This is a genomic window from Pseudomonas sp. GL-RE-26 (assembly GCF_019956275.1).
Classification (GTDB): domain Bacteria; phylum Pseudomonadota; class Gammaproteobacteria; order Pseudomonadales; family Pseudomonadaceae; genus Aquipseudomonas; species Aquipseudomonas grandcourensis.
The window spans coordinates 1-18,535 of the sequence record NZ_JAHBDI010000007.1 but is presented as its reverse complement, the minus strand read 5'-3'; the positions used below and the strand labels follow the sequence as shown (position 1 = coordinate 18,535).

Annotated in this window: 12 protein-coding genes and 1 pseudogene; 5 read left to right on the top strand and 8 right to left on the bottom strand. The window is 57.4% G+C overall.

Translation table 11 applies throughout. The annotated features are described in order from the left end of the window. Nucleotides 1–12: 12 nt before the first annotated feature. Nucleotides 13–3,582 (top strand): molybdopterin cofactor-binding domain-containing protein, encoded by a 3,570-nt coding sequence (locus KGB07_RS05020; protein ID WP_046043582.1) that lies wholly within the window; start codon nt 13–15, stop codon nt 3,580–3,582. Nucleotides 3,583–3,590: 8 nt separating this feature from the next. Here KGB07_RS05020 and KGB07_RS05015 read toward each other — a convergent pair whose 3' ends face one another. Continuing rightward, nucleotides 3,591–4,241, bottom strand: coding sequence for a TetR/AcrR family transcriptional regulator (locus tag KGB07_RS05015; protein ID WP_223464786.1), 651 nt, complete (start codon nt 4,239–4,241; stop codon nt 3,591–3,593). Nucleotides 4,242–4,557: 316 nt separating this feature from the next. Here KGB07_RS05015 and KGB07_RS05010 point away from each other — a divergent pair, with 316 nt between their 5' ends. Next, complete coding sequence (locus KGB07_RS05010; protein ID WP_223464785.1) at nt 4,558–5,751, top strand: XdhC family protein; 1,194 nt, start codon at nt 4,558–4,560, stop codon at nt 5,749–5,751. A gap of 64 nt (nt 5,752–5,815) precedes the next feature. Here the strand turns inward: KGB07_RS05010 and KGB07_RS29650 are convergent, their stop codons facing one another. The 5 genes and pseudogenes from KGB07_RS29650 to KGB07_RS04990 form a co-directional block, all read right to left on the bottom strand. Then, nucleotides 5,816–6,580: a methyl-accepting chemotaxis protein gene (locus KGB07_RS29650; protein ID WP_404942372.1), complete on the bottom strand. Its 765-nt coding sequence runs from the start codon at nt 6,578–6,580 to the stop codon at nt 5,816–5,818. A gap of 93 nt (nt 6,581–6,673) precedes the next feature. After that, nucleotides 6,674–7,705 (bottom strand): annotated as a pseudogene (locus KGB07_RS29645) (cache domain-containing protein); the annotation flags it as partial. A 113-nt stretch (nt 7,706–7,818) separates the two neighbouring features. Next, nucleotides 7,819–9,084 (bottom strand): OprD family porin, encoded by a 1,266-nt coding sequence (locus tag KGB07_RS05000; RefSeq protein ID WP_223464784.1) that lies wholly within the window; start codon nt 9,082–9,084, stop codon nt 7,819–7,821. A gap of 349 nt (nt 9,085–9,433) precedes the next feature. Beyond that, nucleotides 9,434–10,774, bottom strand: a complete 1,341-nt coding sequence (locus KGB07_RS04995; protein ID WP_046042970.1) for an MFS transporter — start codon at nt 10,772–10,774, stop codon at nt 9,434–9,436. Between the two features lie 466 nt (nt 10,775–11,240). Further along, nucleotides 11,241–11,450: a hypothetical protein gene (locus KGB07_RS04990; protein WP_223464779.1), complete on the bottom strand. Its 210-nt coding sequence runs from the start codon at nt 11,448–11,450 to the stop codon at nt 11,241–11,243. Nucleotides 11,451–11,869: 419 nt separating this feature from the next. On the opposite strand from KGB07_RS04990, the gene KGB07_RS04985 reads away from it, so the two are divergent. Beyond that, nucleotides 11,870–12,037 carry a hypothetical protein gene (locus tag KGB07_RS04985; RefSeq protein ID WP_185754845.1) on the top strand — a complete coding sequence of 56 codons (168 nt, stop codon included), beginning with the start codon at nt 11,870–11,872 and terminating at the stop codon, nt 12,035–12,037. Here the strand turns inward: KGB07_RS04985 and KGB07_RS04980 are convergent. After that, on the bottom strand, nt 12,028–12,369 hold the full coding sequence (locus KGB07_RS04980) for a hypothetical protein (protein ID WP_046042973.1): 342 nt from the start codon (nt 12,367–12,369) through the stop codon (nt 12,028–12,030). The genes KGB07_RS04985 and KGB07_RS04980 overlap by 10 nt on opposite strands. A gap of 1,195 nt (nt 12,370–13,564) precedes the next feature. Then, a complete protein-coding gene (locus tag KGB07_RS04975; RefSeq protein WP_046042974.1) occupies nt 13,565–14,956 on the bottom strand; it encodes an aldehyde dehydrogenase family protein in 1,392 nt (463 codons plus the stop codon). A gap of 100 nt (nt 14,957–15,056) precedes the next feature. Here KGB07_RS04975 and ptrR point away from each other — a divergent pair, with 100 nt between their 5' ends. Together ptrR and KGB07_RS04965 are read left to right on the top strand one after the other, a co-directional pair. Next, a complete protein-coding gene (ptrR, locus tag KGB07_RS04970; RefSeq protein WP_046042975.1) occupies nt 15,057–15,935 on the top strand; it encodes a putrescine utilization regulator PtrR in 879 nt (292 codons plus the stop codon). A 77-nt stretch (nt 15,936–16,012) separates the two neighbouring features. Continuing rightward, nucleotides 16,013–18,217, top strand: coding sequence for an OsmC domain/YcaO domain-containing protein (locus KGB07_RS04965; RefSeq protein ID WP_046042976.1), 2,205 nt, complete (start codon nt 16,013–16,015; stop codon nt 18,215–18,217). Nucleotides 18,218–18,535: the final 318 nt, after the last annotated feature.

The window sequence follows — 18,535 nt, the reverse complement described above, 5'->3', positions numbered from 1 at the left end:
GGATTGATGACCATGACCCATGCAACGCTCACCCGTGCTCAGCTGTTGACCAAGTCCGGCGTCTTGTTGATCGTCGATCAGATCCAGCCACCGTCCGGTCCTGTGGCCAAAGGTGGCGTACCCGTGATCAAACCCCAGGAGCTGGCGTTGTTCATTGCGGTCAACGACGACGGCAAGGTCTATGGGTTCAACGGCCACGTGGATCTGGGCACCGGGATCCGTACTTCGCTGGCACAAATCGTCGCCGAAGAACTGGACCTGGCGCTGGATCAAGTTTGTATGGTCCTTGGCGATACCGATAGCGCGCCGAACCAGGGCGCAACCATCGCCAGTGCGACAATTCAGATTTCGGCCATCCCCTTGCGTAACGCCGCGGCTGAAGCCCGGCGATTTTTGCTGGCTCGGGCGGCCCAGCGTTTTGCCGTTGCAGCTGACACCATACGGATAAACAGCGGGGTAGTTAGCAGCGAAGACGGTCGCCAGCTCACGTTTGCCGAACTGGTGGAGGGCGAGCGTGACCAGTTGACGATTTCCGGTGATGCGCCGCTCAAGCGTCTGGAAGATTATCGGCTGGTGGGCAAGGGCGCAGCGCGGGTGGACATTCCCGGTAAAGCCACCGGTGAGCTGACCTACGTGCATGACATGCGGCTGCCAGACATGCTGCATGGCCGGGTGATTCGCCCGCCTTATGCCGGGCTCGACAGCGGCGATTTTGTCGGCAACAGCCTGCTGGAGGTGGACGAGTCCTCCATCGCGCACATTCCCGGCATCGTCCGGGTGGTGGTGATTCGCGATTTTGTCGGCGTGGTAGCCATGCGTGAAGAGCAGGCCGCGAAGGCCGCCCAGGCACTGAAAGTCACCTGGAAAGCCTGGAACCACAAATTGCCGAACATGGATGACATCGCGCAGGCCATTCGCGACAACCCCCGGGTGCAGCGCGTCGTGCTGGACAAGGGCAATGTTGATCAAGCGCTGGAGCAGGCCAGCGAGCGCATGGCCCGCACCTACCTGTGGCCGTATCAACTTCACGCCTCCATCGGCCCTTCCTGCGGGCTGGCGGACTATCAAGAGGACGGCATTCGCGTCTGGTCCGGCACGCAAAACCCGCATTTACTGCGCGCTGACCTGGCATGGCTGCTGGAGTATCCGGAAGAGCGGATCGAGATCATCCGCATGGAAGCGGCAGGTTGTTACGGGCGTAATTGCGCCGACGACGTGTGCGCCGATGCGGTGTTACTGTCCCGGGCCGTCGGCCTGCCGGTACGGGTGCAACTGACCCGCGAGCAGGAGCATGTCTGGGAGCCCAAAGGCACGGCGCAACTGATGGAAGTCGATGGAGGCATCAATGCCGATGGCGGTGTGGCCGGTTACGATTTCCAGACCAGCTACCCGTCCAACGGTGCGCCGACCCTGGCACTGCTGCTGACAGGGCGTGTCGAACCGGTAGCGGCGATGTTCGAAATGGGCGACCGCACTTCGATCCCTCCGTATGATTTTGAACACATGCGCGTGAGCGTAAATGACATGGCACCCATTGTCCGGGCTTCGTGGATGCGGGGCGTGTCGGCGCTGCCCAATACTTTCGCCCATGAGTCGTATATCGATGAATTGGCCTTTGCTGCGGGCGTCGACCCTGTCGAATACCGCTTGCGTTATCTGAATGATGAGCGCGCCTCGGATCTGGTCAAGGCCACGGCTGCCCGCGCCGAATGGACGCCGCGTACGCAGCCGATGCAAATCCCGGAACAAGACAACATCCTGCGCGGCCGTGGTTTTGCCTATGCCCGTTACATTCACAGCAAATTTCCAGGTTTTGGCGCTGCATGGGCTGCGTGGGTCGCGGACGTGGCGGTGGACAAGCGCAGCGGCGAAGTGTCAGTCACCCGGGTCGTGATCGGTCATGACGCCGGGATGATGATCAACCCGGACGGAGTGCAGCATCAGATTCACGGCAATGTGATTCAGTCCACCAGTCGCGTGCTCAAGGAGCGCGTGACCTTTGAAGAGTCCGCCGTTGCCAGCAAGGAATGGGGCGGTTACCCGATCCTGACATTCCCCCAGGTGCCGGAAATCGATGTGCTGATGATGCCGCGCCAGAACGAAGCACCCATGGGGGCGGGTGAGTCGGCGGCAGTGCCGAGCGCGGCAGCGATAGCCAATGCGATCTACGACGCCACCGGGATTCGCTTTCGTGAACTACCGATCACCGCTGAGCGTGTGCTGGCCGCGCTCAAAGGCTCGGCGGACGAAGCGAATGCCAATCCCCCTGATTCGCCAAAGGCCAAGCGCTCGAAATGGTTGTTTGGCTCATTGTTCGCAGCGTTCGGCGCGATACTTGGCGTTGCTGCCACGGCTTTGCCCTGGCGTGCGGAAATCGCACCGATCACGCCACCCAGCGCGGGCACCTGGTCTGCGGCGACGCTGGAGCGAGGGCGTTTGCTGGCGGCAGTCGGCGATTGCGCGGTGTGCCACACAGCGTCAGGCGGCGCGACCAATGCAGGCGGGTTGGCAATGCAGACGCCTTTCGGAACGCTGTACAGCAGCAACATCACACCTGACCCGAAAACCGGGATTGGCAGTTGGTCCTATCCCGCGTTCGAGCGGGCCATGCGCGATGGCATCAGTCGCGATGGCAAGAATCTGTATCCGGCATTTCCTTACACTGCCTTCCGAAATATCAACGACGCCGATATGCAGGCGCTGTACGCGTACCTGATGTCACAGGCCCCGGTGAGCCAGCCAGCCAAGGTCAACGACATGCAGTTCCCATTCAACATGCGGCCGCTGATGGCGGGTTGGAACGCGTTGTTCCTGCGCAAGGGTGAAATCCAGGTGCAGCCGCAACGCAGCGAGCAGTGGAATCGTGGCGCCTACCTGGTCAATGGGCTGGGTCACTGCGCGGCTTGTCATTCACCGCGCAACTTGATGGGCGCGGAGAAGGGCGGTAAAAATTTCCTGGCGGGCGGCATGGTCGATGGCTGGGAAGCACCTGCGCTCAATGGCTTATCCAAATCGCCTACGCCGTGGACTGAAGATCAATTGTTCACCTACCTGAGCAGTGGTTATTCCGATGCCCACGGTGTCGCGGCGGGCCCCATGGGGCCGGTGGTTAGCGAATTGGCGAAGCTGCCCAAAGCAGACATACGGGCGATGGCGGTTTACCTCGCGTCGCTCGATGGCACGGTGCAAGCACAGACCCGCTCAAGCTCGGAAACCGTAGCGCAACCCAGCGTCACAGAGGTGTCGTTGAACAATGGTCGGCGGGTGTTTGAAGGTTCCTGCCAAGGCTGTCACGCCGATGGTCTTGGGCCGAAACTGTTTGGTGTCAGTCCCTCGTTGGCGACTAATACCAACCTTCACAGTACGCTGCCAGACAACCTGCTGAAGGTCATTTTGCAAGGCATCTCCAACCCGGCGACGCCGGACCTTGGTTATATGCCAGGTTTCAAGGACAGCCTGTCCAACAGGCAGATCGCCGAACTGACGGCATACCTGCGCAATCGCTTCGCCTCAGCTGAACCTGCGTGGCAAGGGCTGGAGCAGAAGGTCGCGCACTTGCGGGCCAATCCCGGAACTCATTGATCAGAGAGTCACTGAGACGCAGGCAGTGTCAGCACACCGCGCACCACCAGATCGCTGATGAACGCCAGCCAGTCCTGCTGCTGGCCTTGATCCGCCAGGTCTTGACCAAGAAATGAGGTGAGGGTGTGCCGGTTGGAGTTATAGAAGTAGCAGAGCGAGGCGATCATCAGGTAAACGTGATTGATGTCGACGTCCTGGCGAAACACCCCCTGCCGCTGACCCGCTTCGATGAGCGGTGTGATCACGCCCAGCGTGGCACCGGACAAGCGACGAAGCTCACTGGACTGCCTGGCGTGCTTGCCCTCGTGCAGGTTTTCGATATTGAGGATAGCGACGAATTCCGGATGCTTTACGTAGTAATGCCAGACGAACGCCACTCGTTCACGCAGGGCCTGCACAGGGTTCGAAAGGTCCAGGCGCAGCATGCTTTCGGCATGGTTGAATGCTTCATAAGTGTGTTCAAGCACCCGTACAAAGAGGTTTTCCTTGCTGCCGAAATAGTAATAGATCATCCGGTCATTGGACTCGGCTTCACTGGAAATCTGTTCGATCCGCCCGCCCGCATAACCATCACGGGTGAAGACCTTGACCGCGGCCTTGAGAATACGAGCCTTGGTCTGGTCGGCCTGCTGGGCTCTGATACCTGTTTTTTTGTTCAAACTGTTGCCCTTGACGATTATGCGTAGCGATGTTTATGGCTAGGAAATGACATGACATTCCGTGGTAGTGCGCCACCGGTCTCTGAACTGGGCACTCCGGCCAAAGGGATTCTTTGGGCGCCCCGGGGTTTCTCGTTCACCGTATGCATTAGATCGATGTCGCATTGTTCTTCGACGAATGCAAGGGAATGAATAGTACTCCCGTTCAATGCGTTAGGCGGGTTGTTGGCAACGCTGTTTTTCCCTGCAAACGAGGGGCCGATCACTTGAAGACGATGGCGCAGCAATCAACTGAATTTGAACCGGGAGAGTGGCCATGTCTGATTTGTACTCCTTGCTCGATGCATTGGATCAAGCCAACAGCACAAAGATCGATGCTGTACTGGCCACGGTCGTCAAGGTCGAGGGTTCGGCCTATCGGCGTCCGGGTGCGAGGATGCTGATTCCACTGTTTGGCCAGACAGTCGGAACTATAAGCGGCGGTTGTCTGGAACAGGAGTTGGCCAGGAAGGCCTGGTGGTTGACCGAGTCCGGCGGGGCAGTGGTTCGTCGTTACAGCACGGCAGCCCAGGAAGAGGAGGACGCCGATGATGAAGACGCGGCGCTGACGTTTGGCCTGGGCTGCAACGGTACCGTGCATGTACTCCTGGAACGGCATGATGCCGGCAAGCGGAGTCTGTTGCTCGATGTGCTGCAACGGGTGAAGGCCACCGGTCAACCGGCAGCACTGGCGACCGTCATAGCCGCGGGCCGAACAGCCCGTGTGCGAGTCGGTGCTCGAATGGGACTGAACGCCTTTATGAACGCGTGTGAGGGCATCCGCTGCCAAGCGCTTCAACACGCCCTGCAGGGTGATTTGCGCAGTACCCTTGCGCGCAGGAAGTCTCAGTTGATGATTTACGGAAGCGGTGCCGATGAAGTCGAGGTCTTTCTCGAATACATCGCGCCACAGCGTCGACTGATGATCTTTGGCGCGGGTCATGACGCCCAGCCTTTGGTGCGGTTCGCCAGGGATTTGAACTGGCATGTAACGGTGGTGGACGGGCGTGCGCACTTTGCTCGCCCGGAACGGTTCCCTGGAGCAAGCCAGGTCATTGTTGCACCTATCCACGAGCCTTTTAACTTATCCAGCGCTGTCGACGGAGCCGCGGTGGTGGTCATGACCCATAGCTTCCGACAGGATCGGCATTGGCTGGAAAACGTTCTGCAATGTTCACCTGCCTATGTCGGGCAGTTGGGCCCTCGAGAGCGAACAGAACGACTGCTCGATGAGATGGGCGCTTTGGCCCGTTTGCCAGAAAGCCTGCCCAGGCTTCACTATCCGATCGGCCTGGATCTGGGGGGCGATACCCCGGCGAGCGTGGCCTTGGCCATTGTTGGCGAGATCACGGCCTACCTCAATGAACGCAGTGGCGGGATGCTGAAATACCGCAAGACCACCATTCACCAAGCTTGTGAGCCAGTCCACTCTCCAGCGGTGGACGGCCTGCAGGCGAAAATGGAAGCGTAGCGGCTACAGGGACTTGTTTGCGCCGCAGCGGTTGTTGCGCGCCGGTTCTTCCGGCACATGCGGCTTAGATCCGGAAACTGCCAACCAATTGCTTCAGACGCGCGGCCTGCTGCTCAAGGTCTGAGCAGGCCAGTAAGGTCGATTGAAGGTTTTCCACGCCTTCGCGATTCAGTGTGTTGATCTCGGTGATGTCCATGTTGATCGAACCAACCACGGCGGTTTGCTCCTCGGTGGCGGTGGCCACCGACTGGTTCATACCGTCGATTTCGCCGATGCGTAGGGTCATGCTGCTCAGGCGCTTGCCGGCAAGGTTGGCAATCTCTACGCTGTCCTGGCTGTGACGCTGGCTTTCATCCATGGTGCTGACTGATTCGCGGGCACCCACTTGCAGCTCTTCTATCATGGCCTGCACTTGTTGCGCCGACTCCTGGGTCCGGTGTGCCAGGTTGCGCACTTCATCGGCAACCACCGCGAAACCTCTGCCGGCCTCGCCAGCGCGGGCCGCTTCGATGGCCGCATTCAGGGCCAGCAGGTTGGTCTGCTGGGAGATGCTGGTGATCACTTCGAGAATCTGCCCGATGTTCACGGTCTTGTTGTTGAGCGATTCGATGTGGGTACTGGAGGCGCTGAGCAGACTCGAGAGTTGGTTCATCGACGCGATACTGCGATCCACCACTTGCTGACCGTCCTCGGCGAGATGGCGGGCAGCGCTGGCCTGGTGCGAGGCGTGCGCTGCGTTGCGGGCAATTTCCTGGGTGGCCGCGCCCAGCTGATTGATCGCGGCCGCAACGCTGCTGGTCCGGCTAGACTGTTCGTCGCTGTTGAACATCGACGCGTTCGATGCACTGACAACGCGTTGTGCGACTTCATTGACATGCTCGGTGGCCGATGACACTTCGCGGATCGAGCGGTGAATGCGCTCCACGAAACGGTTGAAGGCATTGCCGAGAATGCCGAACTCGTCCTGGCTCTGGATGTTCAGGCGACGGGTCAGGTCACCGTCGCCATCGGCGATGTCCTGCATCGCGTGAGTCATCGCGTGCAATGGCTGGATCAGCAAGCGGATCAACATGCCGAGCAAGGCGATGATAATCACTACCGCAATGGTGGTGGCAATGATCGCCGAGGCGCGGAAGTCGTTGAGCATCGAGAACGCCTGGTCCTTGTCCACGGACAGTCCGATGTACCAGTTGACCGATGGCAGCCCTTGGATGTGGGCGAAGGTCATGATGCGCGTCTTGCCGTCGACTTCGACTTCACTGAAGTCGCCGCTGATCCGCGGGGTGTTTTGCGGATACGCCTCGCCCAGGGACTTCATCACCAACGATTTGTCCGGGTGCACCAGGATCTTGCCGTCGGCGCTGACCAGGAAGGCATAGCCCATGCCGCTGAAGTTCAGCGCTTTGAGGTTGTCGATCAGGGTTTGCAGGCTCAGGGCACCGCCGACCACGCCAACGCTTTGCCCGGCTTTTTTCGACGCGCTGGCAATAGTGATAACCGTCTGGTGTGTCGCTGCTTCGACATAAGGTTCAGTCAGGATGCTACTGGCGTTGTTTTCAGCGCTCTTGTACCAGGGGCGAGCGCGCGGGTCGAAGTCGTCAGGCATTTTCGCGTCAGGGCGGATAATGAAACTGCCGCGGGCATCGCCCACGAAAGCAGACAAGAAGGTTGAACTCATGGCCTTTTGTTCAAGTAATTTGGCAATTTCAGGCTGTTCGGGGTTGAGGGCGATGTTCTGCGCGAGGTTTTCGATCAGCAGAATGCGTCCGCTCAACCAGATCTGAATGTTGTTGGCGGCAATGTTGCCCGTCTCATGCAGGTAATTGTCCAGGTCCCGGCGAATCGCATTGCGCTGAAAGTAGTCGTTATACAGCGTGAACGAGGCAAGGGCGGTAATGACGATGAGGGCGGCGGCCAGCAGGATTTTATGGCTGAAGCTCAGATTTTTGTTCATGGCTGTGGGGTCCGCTAAGGTCTTGTTGCCCCGGGCGCTTTTGGACTCTGCGAAAAACACGGGGGCAGCTGTCAGCAACGCGCCTCATCTGTGACGAGGCGCGTCAGCGTTTCTTAGAACAGGCTCAGGGTGTAATTGAGGATCAGGCGATTCTCGTTGACATCGGAGCGGTAGTTGGAGCGCGCGGTGGCATTGCGAGCCAGGATGCCGACGTTTTTCAGCGGGCCACTCTGGATGACATAGCCAATGTCCAGATCGCGCTCCCACTCCTGGCCTTCAAAGTCGCCAACAGTCTTTACGTTGTCACCTTTGACGTAACGCACCATGGTGGTCAGGCCCGGAATGCCCAGCGCGGCGAAGTTGTAATCGTAGCGCGCCTGCATGGAGCGCTCGTCGGCGGAGTCGAACGCGTAGGTCATCACCTCGTTGCTCAGAGGGCTGACGTTGGCGAATACCCGGGCGAAGCCTTGATCACCGAACATTGCCTGATAACCCAGCGAGATTGTGTGCCCACCGTACTTGGCCGATAGAAGAGAGTGGAGTGCCTGGTTGTCCACTTCGCCTATCAGTTTCTTGCCATCAGCGCTGGAGTCGTAGTAACCGACGGTGGCGCCCAGCGTCCAGTCACCCAAAGGCAGGCTGTGCTTGAGGCTAAAGAAACGCTGGTTGTAGAGGTCTTCCAATTGGGCGTACCAGGCGCCAACACTGCTGCGCTTATCATTGAATGCATAATCGACACCTGCGTAGTTGAAGTGGTCAGCGCTGGCTTGGCGTTTCACTACTGAACCGACCATGGCCTGCATTTTTTCGTCGCCTGCCTCGTCGCGCAAACTGGTGGAATGCAGTTGACCGGCCTGCAGCGTCAGTCCGTTGATCTCATTGGAGACCAGGCTGGCACCTTGATAGGAGGGCGGGAGCAGGCGGGTATCGCTGAAGGTAAGCACGGGAAGGTTGGGTTGCAGTTCACCGATCTTCAATTCGCTGTTCGACAACCTGGCCTTCAATGCCAGGCCCAGACGGCTGTATTCGTCGGCGGCCTTGCCGTCACCATGCACTGGCAGTAATCCGCTCTTGACGCGATCCGGGCTACTGTCCAGCTTGAGGCCCAGCAGGCCAATGGCGTCCACGCCGAAACCCACGACACCCGGGGTATAACCGGATTTGACGTTGAGGATAAAGCCTTGACCCCACTCCTGGGCTTTGGACTGTTTGTTGGGGCCAACGAGGTCGGAGAAATCTCGGCTGAAGTAATAGTTACGGGCCTGCAGGGTCGCGCTGGAGCCCTCGATGAAACCCCCGGCAGCCAGGGCCGAGAGTGGCGTCTGGAGAATGGCGATGCTCAGGAGCAGAGGGGATGTTTTTTGGACACGTTTTTTCATGGGGGTTTCTTCTTATTAGATGTTTTTTAGCGTTCAGGTGTTTTTCGGGTAGCGCCCAAGTCCGCTTCAACACGCCCGCTGTCTATGGAAATCATGCAAAGTCTGCAGGCACACGCCATGCAGTAGACCGCCGACCGTTGTCGGCAGAGAGTAATCAGCAAGGGTTTTTACGTAGTGACGACTGGGGTGATGAAGCCGACTGCCGGGGCTTTTAGCGAGGCGTTCTTGTGCACGCTTTTACAAGAACAGTCCTCTCCACTGACTGCCGTCAGACGGCTGTGATCGATCCGCAAACGTGGTCGAGCACAGCCGCCTGGCGGCAGTTTCTACAGGGCATCCAGGTCGCGGTTCAGTCCTGCAGCGCAGTACGGGCTGACGCCTGCGGTTGAACTTTGGACTTGCGCTGGTAAACGAAGCACATCGCTAATGCAGCAACGGCTCCCGGGATGGCGAAGACAATGAAGTTAAACTGCAGTGGCAGTTGAATACCAACCAGCACGCCTCCCAAAATCGGTCCCACTATCGCTCCGGTGCGTCCGATGCCCGACGCCCAGCCGAGGCCGGTCGAACGGATGCCCATCGGGTAGAACTGGGCAACCAAGGCCCACGCCAGAATCTGCGTCCCAATGGTGCTTGCACCTGCTATCGCGACCAGCGCGTAGAGGACGGCCGTAGGCGGGTGGAGGCCGAGTGAACTGATAGATAGCGCTGCAATGATGAAGAACACCACCACCACATTTCGCAAGTTGAAACGGTCTCCAAGCCAACCGCCACTGATTGCGCCAACGATCGCGCCGAGATTGAGCACCAACAGAAACATGATGCTTGATCCCAGTCCATAACCGGCATTAATCATCAGTTTCGGCAGCCAGGAGCCCAGAGCGTAAATCATCAACAAGCAGCAGAAACACGAGGTCCAGAGCAGCAGAGTGCTAATCGCGCGGCCCTCGCGAAACAGTTGGACCATTGGCGCTCCAGCAGTTTTTGGCGTCGCTGTGCTGAAGTCGTCATTTGCCTGTGGGACAAAGCTTGGCTCAATCCGTTGTATGACACGGCTCGCCTCGGTCGTGCGACCTTGACGCACCATGAATCCCACGGATTCGGACAATGATCGATAAATCATCGGTAGCAACAGCAATGGAATGGCAGCGACGTAGAACAGTGATTGCCAACCGAAGTTTGGCAAGAGCACAACGCCCAGTCCGGCAGAGATCATCCCGCCCACCGAGTAGCCGCTGAACATGATTGCCACGAGAGTGCTGCGAAGTTTCTTCGGCGCGTACTCGCTCATTAGCGCTACCGCATTGGGCATGACGCCGCCGATGGCGAATCCTGCGATAAAACGACAGATACCGAACTGGGTAGGGTCCGTGCAAAAACCGGTCAGCGCGGTGAATGTGCTGAATAGCGCGATTCCGCCTACGATAATTGGTTTACGACCGATCTTGTCCGCAAGTGGGCCCAAGATCAGCGCACCAAACATCATACCGAACAGCGCAAAACTACCTAGCGTGCCAGCTTGTACGGGTGTCAAACCCCAGTCTTGCATCAGCGATGGCAGTACAACGCCGTAGATCACCAAATCGTAGCCGTCAAATATAAGGATCAGCGTGCACCAGAACAGCACACGCCAGTGGAAGGGATTGAAACGTGCCCCGTCTATCAATTGATTGATATCGATCTTTCGCATGGCATCTGACTCTTGTTGTTGTTTTTAGAAACCTGATCCTTGTGGCGTGGAGCAACTGGCCGGGTCTCAACCAGGAACACCTCCACTGGCCGGGAGGTTCATGCCGGTAAGGCAAACATCGGGTTCGTAGTGAGCAAGAGCAGGGCGCCTGCTTGCTCTGCGACGGTTATTTTTCGGTTTTGTGTCGTTTCCATCGTAAGGCCCTCTGGGAAGGTTCAGAACTCACGGCTTTGTCGTCCCATGCTCGATGATCAATGATATTAGTCAGTATACTGATTATGTGCATTGACCAAACTGATCCTTCAATCGACCCTGGAGACGAAGCGTGTCGCACATGCAGCCTGTGCCATCAATCATGTGCCAATGCGCCAAATTAGATCAGTACACTGACGAAATTATCGTTGCAGATGCCGTGTGGATTGTCAAAGTATTTGCTAGGGGGAGGGCTCTGAAAGCTAACCGCAGGTCAGTCCGGATCTAAGCATTTGAGCCAGCTCAATACTTTTGGATAGGCGTTTGGCAATAGTCTTGCCAACCAGAACGTAGTGGTTGATTTGTTGCCTGTGAGAATGCGGCGGTCGCCGAGTCGAACACCTTTTAGAATGTCGGCAGCACAATGTTCCGGCGAGGTGAGTAGCATCTTTTCCGCGCTGGCCGACACCTGTTCTTCCTCCAATCCCGCCTGCTTGACCCGCCGTCCGGCCTACTCAATATTGGAACTGATCCCGCCGGGGTGCACACAGACGGCATTCACTCCGCTGCCTGTTGCTGCTGATGCGAAATTGACCTGGTTGCCGAAATTTCACTGACCTAGGCTGATGCTTCGTGAACTGTTACCAGTGCTGGATTTTTGCCATTGGTATTGAGTCAGCGTTGCGTCGGCAACTGGGTCAATGTCGCATCAGTAGCAACAGGTGGTAGGGACGCTTTGAAGGTGAGCTATGATTTAGCGGTTCGCCTCGCCAGTTGCGTTACACACACTCTCTCCCCAGAGGTGACTGATGGCGTGAAGAGGTTCGGGGGGAATGCAGTCGCCTGCGGACTGAACGGTTTGTGGGCGAACTTGCGCGTGCTGTGCGCAAAGGTCCACGATGGGTGGGCAAGATCATCCATGCCTCAATCGCGATCGGCGGTAACGCGATGCTCGCGGGCAATGTTCACTTCATCCGGCCACCTACTGCCACCAGCGAGACGCTGCATGTGTCCCTGGCACAGGTCGGCATCCACTACATTTTGGCAACAGTTGCGATGATCTATGCCTGAATTCCTATGTCACCCTGTGCAGCCTGTAACGCTCGCTCTTCGGTCAGCGGCATGAAAACTGGCTGCCTATTGCTGGCATGCTGGTAAAGAAAGTAGTGCCCGGAATCGTCCAACAATACTCGGTACAGTTCTGATGGCCGAAAGTTGTTACCGATATAAATACTTTCCTTGAGTATCTCGAACGACTTGATCCCATGCTGTCGCATTGTAGTTTCAAAGGCTTCGTAAAGACCTTCTCTGCGGCGCCGATTGTTTCGAGCATTTAGCTTGAAAAAAACCACCATCAGCACGGCATAGCTGATAAGGAGTATCACAAGGGCGCTAGTCCGCATGCGTGGAGCTCCATGTGCTCTCAAACGTTGTGCATCTCAGTGTAGGCGCGTTTCTGGTGGAATCTTCAGCTCATCCCAAGGTCACGGCGCAAGAAGACTGCCTCGCTGTGTCTTGGTCGCTTGAGTAGCAGGGGACGACCGTTGAAGAGCCTTTTCCGGTGTCGTTGACTATTCGCAGTTCGCCGGCAGGCCATATGGTTTAATGAGAGGAACTATTAATGGAGTGGTTGCTATGGAAAAGGCGTTTCGAAATCCGTTGTTTTTAACCGGACTGCCGCTAGTTGTCTGCGGTCTGGCGATCACCGCGCCCGGCCTTTGGATTCCTGGGTTGGTCCTGATGGTCGCTGGCTGGGCAAAGGGGAAGAAGCGAGTCTGATGTCATCGCCGCGACCCCTTGTAGATGAGCCAAGCCATGTAGAGGGGCATTACGATGGCGATAATCATGGCTTCACCGTAACCGGATGAGACAGAGGAGTGGGTGATTTTTTCGGGTTGGTCTAAGCTTTTGACTACGTTTCAATGCCGTTTTCGGCGAACCATTTGGCTCAGGCCACCGCTCGAAAGGACTCATGTGAAATTCAATATCGTTGCCTTGGGCTTGCTCGCTGTTTTGGCAGGCTGCACAACTGCGGGCCCATATGTCACCAACATCTCAAGCGATGGACGTAATGGCTTGAATATCGAGAAGTGCTCCGTGAAGATGAATGCTTTCATGGGTACTGTTAGCACCACCGAATGTACATCCCAGAACGTTCAACTCAGCCGCAGTAACTGACTTCAGGTTTCAGTTGGGTTCCTTTAAAGCAAAGCGCTTATGAAAGCTGGTCAACCAGCGAGAAAAGCGTCGGGCTTTTTGCAAACCATGGGAAGGTATGTTCCTGTTGGATGTGCGGCAATCCCAGAAAACAGGGATTGCTCAACATGCAGGAGCTGCGAGCTGACCTTCCCATTCAAGAATGAAAACAGAACCCGGTCACCGTTCCGGGTTCTTAATTGAGATCGACACGATTTGTTGATCCGCAAAACGTGTCGCGACACTTGAGCTGATTATCGAGTGTTCCGCCGATATCCATAAATTACCGAAATGGATCGCATTGCTGAGGCGAGCGGTCGGTGCACTCTAGGCAATGATCAGCCAGGCTGAACTCCAGAGAAACGGTCGGCAAGTTGAACAAGTTCGGAACACTACGCCCCCTTAGCGCCGATCCAGCCAAACCGTTTGGGCATTACAGAATTCGCGCACTCCGAAGTGCGAGAGTTCCCGGCCAAAGCCGCTCTTCTTCACGCCACCAAAACTGACGCGCGGATCGCTGGCGCTATAGCCGTTGATGAACACGCCGCCGGTTTCAAGTTCGTTGGTCATCTGCCGGGCAAGTTCGGCATTGCGCGTGTAGAGGGTGGCGGTGAGGCCGAACTCGCTGTCATTGGCCAACTCCAGCGCATGGGCGGCGTCTCGGGCCGTGATGATTGAGGCCACAGGACCAAACAATTCCTGTTTGAATGATGTCATCTGATCGGTCACTTCGCCGAGTACGGTGGGCTCATAGTAGTTGCCAGGGCCTTGCGTCTTCTTTCCACCCATCAGCAGCGTCGCACCTTCTTCCAGTGTGTCGCGCACCTGTTGGTCCAGTTCGTCACGCAGATCGAAGCGAGCCATCGGGCCGATATAGGTGGTGGTGGCCAGTGGATCACCGACAACCAATTGTTGGGTGGCTTCGACGAACTTGCGCGTAAATTCCTCGACAACGCCCTGCTCGACAATCAGGCGTTTGGCGGCGGCGCAGACTTGTCCGGTGTTTTGATAACGCCCGATCACGGCGGCTTTCACCGCCTCATCGAGGTCGGCGTCGTCGAGCACGATAAATGGGTCGGAGCCACCCAGTTCCAATACGCATTTCTTCAGTGCGGCTCCGGCTTGAGCACCGATGGCCATGCCCGCACGTACGCTACCGGTGAGAGTGACGGCCGCGATGCGTGGATCGGCAATAGCTTTGGATACACCTTCCGGAGTGACGTTGATGACCTCGAAAACACCTTCGGGGAAGTCCGCTTGCTTGAAGGTCTCCAGCAGCAGGTAGGCGCTGCCCATGACGTTGGGCGCGTGCTTGAGCACATAGGTATTACCGGCGAGCAGGGTGGGGACCGCGCCGCGCAGGACTTGCCAGATGGGGAAGTTCCACGGCATCACGGCGAGAATCGGGCCCAGGGGGCGATATTCGATGCGCGCCTTGCCGCCGTCCACCGAGGTAGGCTCCGGGCTCAGCATGGCGGGGCCGTGTTCGGCGTACCACTCGCAGAGCTGTGCACATTTTTCAATTTCACCGCGGGCCTGGGCAATCGGCTTGCCCATTTCCTGGGTGATCATGTTCGCCATGGCCTCGGCATTGTTGCGCAAGGCTTGGCCGAGGTTGATCAACAGCTGCGCGCGCTGTTCAACCGGTTTGCCGCGCCAGGCGCGAAATCCGGTAGCGGCCCGCGTCAGTGCGGCCTGCAGTGCCGAATCGGATTCGAAAGGGTAATGGCCGATTTGCTCGCCCGTGGTCGGGTTGATCGAAATGGCATGGGTAAGGCTGGATACGTTGGTCATGGCACCGTCCTGCAAGGTAGGAATGTGCTCAGGTTATGGGGCTATATGTTTTCTGGAAACTGAATAATACTGAGCATAACGTTCACGTTTGGAGAATGACTTGGATCTGGTTCAGCTCGAAATCTTCAAGGCTGTCGCCGAGCACGGCAGCATCAGCGTGGCTGCCCAACATATCCACCGGGTGCCATCGAATCTCACGACCCGAATCAAGCAGCTTGAACTGGATCTGGGTGTGGATCTGTTTATCCGCGAGAAGAGTCGTCTGCGCCTGTCGCCGGCCGGCTGGAGCTTTCTGGATTACGCTCGGCGTATTCTCGACCTGGTTCAGGAGGCGCGCGCGACAGTGGCGGGTGAAGAACCCCAGGGAGCCTTCGCCCTGGGCTCGCTGGAAAGTACTGCAGCGGTACGTATTCCAGAGCTACTGGCCGCCTATAACCAGAAGCACGCCAAAGTTGAACTGGACCTGTCCACCGGGCCCTCCGGGACCATGATCGATGGGGTGCTGTCGGGGCGGCTGGCCGCTGCATTCGTCGATGGTCCGGTGCTGCATCCGGCACTGGAGGGCGTGCCTGCTTTCGAGGAGGAAATGGTTCTGATCGCACCGCTCAACCATGAGCCGATTCATCGGGCCAAGGACGTGAATGGCGAAAACATCTATGCCTTCCGCTCCAACTGCTCCTATCGCCATCACTTCGAAAGCTGGTTCGCCAATGGAGCGGCGGTGCCCGGCAAGATTTTCGAAATGGAGTCCTATCACGGCATGCTGGCCTGCGTCAGCGCCGGTGCCGGCCTGGCGCTGATGCCCCGCAGCATGCTCGAAAGCATGCCTGGATGCACGACGGTCAGCGTCTGGCCGTTGTCGGAGTCGTTCCGCTATCTGCGCACCTGGCTGGTGTGGCGCAGGGGGACGGTGTCGCGGAGCCTGACGATGTTTGTGCGCTTGCTTGAGGAGCGCGGTGTGGCGTTGATCGATAAATAGTGGAAAGTTAACGGTCAGTGCCGAAAAACCGGATAATGGCGGCCAAATCGTTTAGCTCGTTATTCTGGTAATCGCACATGGAAATCAAGGTCAACTTTCTCGACAACCTTCGACTTGAAGCCAAGTTCGACGACTTCACGGTGATCGCCGATCAACCCATTCGCTACAAGGGCGATGGCTCGGCACCGGGTCCGTTCGATTACTTCCTGGCTTCGTCGGCGTTGTGTGCGGCGTACTTCGTGAAGTTGTATTGCGAAACTCGCAATATCCCTACCGAAAATATCCGCCTGTCGCAGAACAACATTGTTGATCCGGAAAACCGCTACAACCAGATTTTCAAGATTCAGGTCGAATTGCCGGCGGACATCTCCGCCAAGGACCGCCAGGGGATCTTGCGCTCCATCGACCGTTGTACGGTAAAGAAGGTGGTGCAAACCGGGCCTGAGTTTGTGATTGAAGAGGTCGAAAACCTCGACGCCGATGCCCAGGCGTTGCTGATGCCGCACTCGACTGGCGAAGCGGGCACCTACATCGTGGGCAAGGACCTGCCGCTGGAGCAAACCATCGCCAATATGTCGTGCATCCTGGCCGACCTGGGCATGAAGATTGAAATCGCTTCGTGGCGCAATATCGTTCCCAATGTGTGGTCGCTGCACATCCGCGATGCGCACTCGCCAATGTGTTTTACCAATGGCAAGGGCGCGACCAAGGAAGGCGCGCTGGCATCGGCATTGGGCGAGTTTATCGAGCGGCTCAACTGCAACTTCTTCTACAACGATCAGTTCTGGGGCGAGGACATCGCCAATGCGGCGTTTGTGCATTACCCGGACGAGCGCTGGTTCAAGCCTGGCCCGAAGGACGAACTGCCGACTGAGATCCTCGACGAGTACTGCCTGAAGGTTTACGACCGGGACGGCGAGTTGCGTGGCTCACATCTGTACGACACCAATTCCGGCAACACCCAGCGTGGCATTTGTTCACTGCCGTTCGTGCGCCAGTCAGACAATGAGGTGGTGTATTTCCCCTCCAACCTGATCGAAAACCTGTTCCTGAGTAATGGCATGAGCGCCGGCAACACGCTGGCCGAAGCCCAGGTGCAGTGCCTGTCGGAGATCTTCGAGCGCGCGGTCAAGCGCGAAATCCTCGAAGGTGAAATGGCTCTGCCGGATGTGCCGCAGGAAGTGCTGGCGAAATACCCGGGCATCCTGGCCGGTATCCAGGCCCTGGAAGAGCAGGGCTTCCCGGTGCTGGTCAAGGATGCATCGCTGGGCGGGGAGTTCCCTGTGATGTGCGTTACCTTGATGAACCCGCGTACCGGTGGCGTGTTTGCCTCGTTCGGCGCACATCCAAGCCTGGAAGTGGCACTGGAGCGCAGCCTGACGGAATTACTGCAAGGCCGCAGTTTCGAAGGTCTGAACGATCTGCCTCAGCCTACCTTCGAAGGTCAGGCGGTGACTGAGCCGAACAACTTCGTCGAGCACTTTATCGATTCCAGCGGTGTGGTCTCGTGGCGCTTCTTCAGTGCCAAGCCTGATTTCGAATTCGTTGAGTGGGATTTCTCCGGTCAAGGTGAAAACTCCAATACCGAAGAGGCCGCGACCTTGTTCGGCATTCTCGAAGACATGGGCAAAGAAGTGTATATGGCGGTCTATGAGCACATTGGTGCCAAGGCCTGCCGCATTCTGGTGCCGGATTACTCGGAAATTTATCCGGTAGAAGATTTGATCTGGGATAACACCAACAAAGCGCTGCAGTTCCGCGCTGACATCCTGAACCTGCACAGCCTGAGCAAAGTCGGCCTGAGAACGCTGGCCAAGGGGCTGGAAAACAGCGAGCTGGATGATTACACCGACATCACCACCTTGATCGGCATCGAGTTCGACGACAACACGCCGTGGGGCAAGTTGACGATCCTGGAGCTGAGGCTGCTGATTTATCTCGCCTTGCAGAAGTTTGACCAGGCCAAGGATCTGGTGGAAGCCTTCTTGCAATACAACGACAACACCGTCGAGCGTGGCTTGTTTTATCAGGCCGTGAACGTCGTGCTGGAAATGCAGCTGGACGATGATCTGGAACTGAGCGACTACGAGGTCAACTTCCGCCGGATGTTCGGCAACGAGCGGATGGACGCGGCGATAGGGTCCGTGGATGGCAGTGTACGTTTCTATGGTCTGACGCCGACGAGCATGAAACTGGAAGGGCTCGACAGGCACCTTCGCCTGATCGACAGCTATAAAAAGCTGCACACGGCGCGGGCGAGGGTGGCGGCCTTGTCCAGCTGATAGCGATAACAAAAAAGCACCTTGGGTGCTTTTTTGTTTTTTGGCGGCCGGCTAATCGTCTGTACGCGGTGGTCTCGTTTTTTGGCTCTGCTATGGGTTGTGGCTGCCTGTGAGGAAGCTCTTCTATATAGAAGGGCGTTCTGCTTGTGCGCCAGGCATGGCGCGTTGCGCGTAAGCGCAACCAGCTTGGCTGTGGTGGCCTCGCTGGTGACTTGGAGGTGAAAGTCCTCTACACACCCGGCAAGGGGAAGTGTTAGCCAGAGGCAAGGGTGTCGCGGGTGACTGCGAATCTGAAGGAAGCCCGAGGCAAACTGCTGG